The sequence below is a fragment of the Salinivibrio sp. MA427 genome (assembly GCF_001996115.1).
Taxonomy (GTDB): Bacteria; Pseudomonadota; Gammaproteobacteria; order Enterobacterales; family Vibrionaceae; genus Salinivibrio; species Salinivibrio costicola.
Window position 1 is genome coordinate 1 of the sequence record NZ_MUFH01000259.1, and the last position, 3,590, is coordinate 3,590.

Consider the following 3,590-nt stretch of genomic DNA (forward strand, 5'->3'; position numbering starts at 1 on the left):
CCTGGGTTCCCTCCGTGTAAGTCGGCTCTGGTCGCCTTACAATTTTTGTTATCCAGCGGAAGAAATCCGATATACTAAGCGGCTTTAATTTTACGAGACGTCCTGATGGCCAAAAAAGCAGCAGCCCTTCATATATTGGTGAAAGACAAATCGCAAGCAACTTCTTTGCTAGACCAGCTTAGAAAAGGTGCAAACTTCCAAACGCTCGCGAAGAAGTACTCGCAATGCCCCTCGGGTAAGCGAGGCGGTGATCTAGGCGAATTTCGTCGCGGTGACATGGCACCACCTTTTGATAAAGCCGTATTCAGTGGTGAGTTATTGCGTCCGCTTGGGCCGATAAAAACCAAATTCGGCTGGCACATTATCAAAGTCTTGTATCGCAACTAATCCTATCGCTCACGATCTATGGATAGCATCGGCGCGAAGACGCTGAAACTGTCATAAAGATTAACCGCCAGAAATTGAAGCCGCGCACATTGATTGCCGGTAAACGGCCACGGATTAAGTGGTAAAGTTAAAGCACGCCCTAATTAACGTATCTCTGATGTTCAAACTTGATGCTCCGACACTGCTCATTACTCTGACTGCAATCCAATGGCTGCTAGCGGGTTTTCTATTGGTACAAAACCGCAAAGAACCAGGGATTAACGGATGGGCACTCTCGCTTTTTATTCATGGCTTTAGCAACCTATTCTTGTTTACCCGTCCTCACCTTCACCCTTATTTAGGGATCGTTTTTTACAATGCCTGTGTGATGGTGTCATTTTCGTTCAGCCACTGGGCGTTGGGGCAAATTTTTGCGCGCGACGTACCGCGTTGGCAGTTGGTGCTACCTGTTATTCTGTCTGTTGTATCGATGTCGTCATACCTTGATGACATCGGGAGTCGTGTGGTTTACGCGAGTTTGATCGTCAGTATGCAGTTAGGGCTGATGACACACACCATCGTGAGTAGTACGAACATAGGGGGCCAGCGTTTAAAGCGTTGGCTCATCATGGTGATGGGTGGATTCAGTGTTGCCTATGTAGGCAGGGCGACATTTGCACATCTCTATCCTGATCTATTTACGCAACTACTGGGCACCTCGCTATTACAAGCAGGGCTGATTTTGTCGGGCATCGCCTATAGCGTGATCAATACCCTGATTATCTTTCTTTATAAGCTGGAGCGCGTGCACGAGAAACTCCACCGCGAAGCGACCCGAGACAGTTTAACGGGACTGTTAAATCGCCGTGCTTTTCTGACTAAAGCAAAAAAGCGCGTGGATGACAGCGCGTTTCCCATTAGTGTGCTGATGATTGATCTGGACGATTTTAAAGCGATTAATGACTCATTCGGCCACTCGGTGGGAGACAAAGTACTGATGCACTGCGCAGATGTTTTCGAGCAAGTGATTGATGAGCAAGGTGTGGTTGGGCGTTTGGGGGGAGAGGAGTTCGCGGTCGTGCTGCCTTACTGTGACAGTGCTAGAGCGCAGCAGCTGTCTGATGAATTACTGCAAACGATTCGAAGTAATCGTTTGGCGCTTGAGATAGCCCTTTCGGCGAGCATAGGCGTCACCACCACCGATGAGGCGCTTGATATTGATAGCTTGTTGGCGCAAGCCGATGATGCGCTTTATCGTGCCAAGTATGAAGGTAAAAACACCTATAAAGTCTATAATTCCACGGTTTATCGTTTGGCAAATGTCGGTTGCGAACCGGCTTGAAGAACCATCCAATTTCTCTCCTCACTGCGATGACATCCGTATATAGACTAACGAGGGTTGCTTAATCCTTAGCTAAACACTGACTACGCCTCGCTTATCATCCTCATAGATGCGGCCAAAGGAGGAGGGCGGCGTGTGTATAGCGTTTATAATTTTGACTATTGAATTCGCCCATCAACAACAGGGTCACGGTCGATGCCTAAACGCGATGAAAAGAGAAACATGAATGGCTTACAAGGCTCCCAATCATCAGGAGCCAATGTTATCTTGCATGCTTTTGATTGGAAGTACGCAGATATTGCCCAACGCGCGGCAGAGATCAGCGCGCTAGGATATGGCTCGGTGCTGGTGTCCCCTCCGATGAAAAGCGAGCAAGATGAACGCTGGTGGCTAAGGTACCAGCCGCAAGATTATCGTGTAATTGAAAATGCGCTCGGAAACACCACGGACTTTAAAGCGATGGTTGCAGCGTTAAACCGTGTTGGTGTGTTTACGTACGTCGATGTGGTTTTCAATCATATGGCCAATGAGGCGCATGCCCGCACTGACTTGAATTATCCAAGCCGAACGGTGATGGCAACCTATCAAACCCATGAAGAACGCTATCGCGAACTGACATTATTTGGCGACTTATCTCAGCCACTGTTTACTGAGCAGGACTTCGTCGATGCGTTTGGCATACAAGATTGGGAAGACACCTGGCAAGTACAAAACGGGCGCATTAGTGGCGGACCTAGCGATCCGGGGTTGCCGACACTGCGGGTGTGTGATCATGTGATAGCGCAGCAACGTGCCTATCTTAAGGCGTTAAAAGCAATTGGCGTGAAAGGTTTTCGGATTGATGCGGCCAAGCACATGACCTTAGAGCACCTCAAACGCGTGTGGACCGATGATATTACCCATGATGCGCATATTTTTGGCGAAATCATCACAGACGGTGGCGCAAGCAAAGAAGAGTATGAACTCTTWCTGGCTCCCTATTTACAAGAAACAWGTTTAGGTGCCTACGACTTTCCGCTGTTCTCAACGCTTTATCAGGCTTTTTCCAACGCAGGCAGCCTCAAATCTTTGATTGACCCTTACTGCTTTGGCCAAGCGTTATCACGAGGGCGTGCAATTACTTTTGCCATTACCCATGACATTCCCAACAATGATGTTTTCTTGGATTTGGTGATGGACGAAGCGAGCGAGTGGTTGGCTTATGCATATATCTTGGGGCGCGATGGTGGCGTGCCACTGATTTATACCGATCTTGATACCAGTGGTATCAAAGGGGGAGACGGCCAACCACGTTGGCAAAATGCGTGGAAAGATCCAAAGATGGTGCAAATGATCGCCTTCCATAATTTGACCCATGGTGAGCCCATGCGTGTCTTGGAAGCGACCGATGATCGGTTGGTGATAAAGCGGGGCGACGCTGGGATATTGGTGTTAAATAAATCCCCAGAGCCGCAATCACTCTCATTGACGCTGGAAAATGATTGGAATGATCTGCTAACGGGCGTCACGGTTTCGTGTGGACAACGTATTGATGTCGCCGCCCAATCGGCAATGATGCTCGTGCCGGCGTAATGCTGTTGCGAGCGGCCATTCTGTTGGTGATAAAGTACTGATTCATTGTGCTGACGTGTTCGAACCAGTGATTGATGGTCAAGGTGTTGTTGGCCCAAGCCGATGATGCGCTTTATCAGGCGAAGTATGATGGAAAAAATACCTTTAAAGTGTACGTCTCGGCACTGGAAAGCGTCCCTCATGACGCCAAGCATATACCTAATATCGCTTGATGTATGCATATTTAGATTTCATGCACAAAATTGACTTCACCGATGAGGTTCATTATCCTCCGACGCTCATGTTGATATTTCGACTCTCTATGATGATT

General features: G+C 48.2%; 4 protein-coding genes. All 4 read left to right on the forward strand.

Features of this window, described 5'->3' with window-relative positions; translation table 11 throughout:
- Window positions 1–105: 105 nt before the first annotated feature.
- The 4 genes from ppiC to BZG79_RS16445 all read left to right on the forward strand — a co-directional run bounded on the left by ppiC (window position 106) and on the right by BZG79_RS16445 (window position 3,492).
- Complete coding sequence (gene ppiC, locus BZG79_RS12910) at window positions 106–387, forward strand: peptidylprolyl isomerase PpiC (RefSeq protein ID WP_021024501.1); 282 nt, start codon at window positions 106–108, stop codon at window positions 385–387.
- A gap of 157 nt (window positions 388–544) precedes the next feature.
- Window positions 545–1,708, forward strand: coding sequence for a GGDEF domain-containing protein (locus BZG79_RS12915; protein WP_077774594.1), 1,164 nt, complete (start codon window positions 545–547; stop codon window positions 1,706–1,708).
- A gap of 222 nt (window positions 1,709–1,930) precedes the next feature.
- Complete coding sequence (locus tag BZG79_RS12920; RefSeq protein WP_077774595.1) at window positions 1,931–3,280, forward strand: alpha-amylase family protein; 1,350 nt, start codon at window positions 1,931–1,933, stop codon at window positions 3,278–3,280.
- Between the two features lie 74 nt (window positions 3,281–3,354).
- The gene (locus tag BZG79_RS16445; RefSeq protein WP_021024498.1) at window positions 3,355–3,492 is read left to right on the forward strand and encodes a hypothetical protein; all 138 of its coding nucleotides are present in this window, start codon (window positions 3,355–3,357) and stop codon (window positions 3,490–3,492) included.
- The last annotated feature ends 98 nt before the right edge of the window (window positions 3,493–3,590 follow it).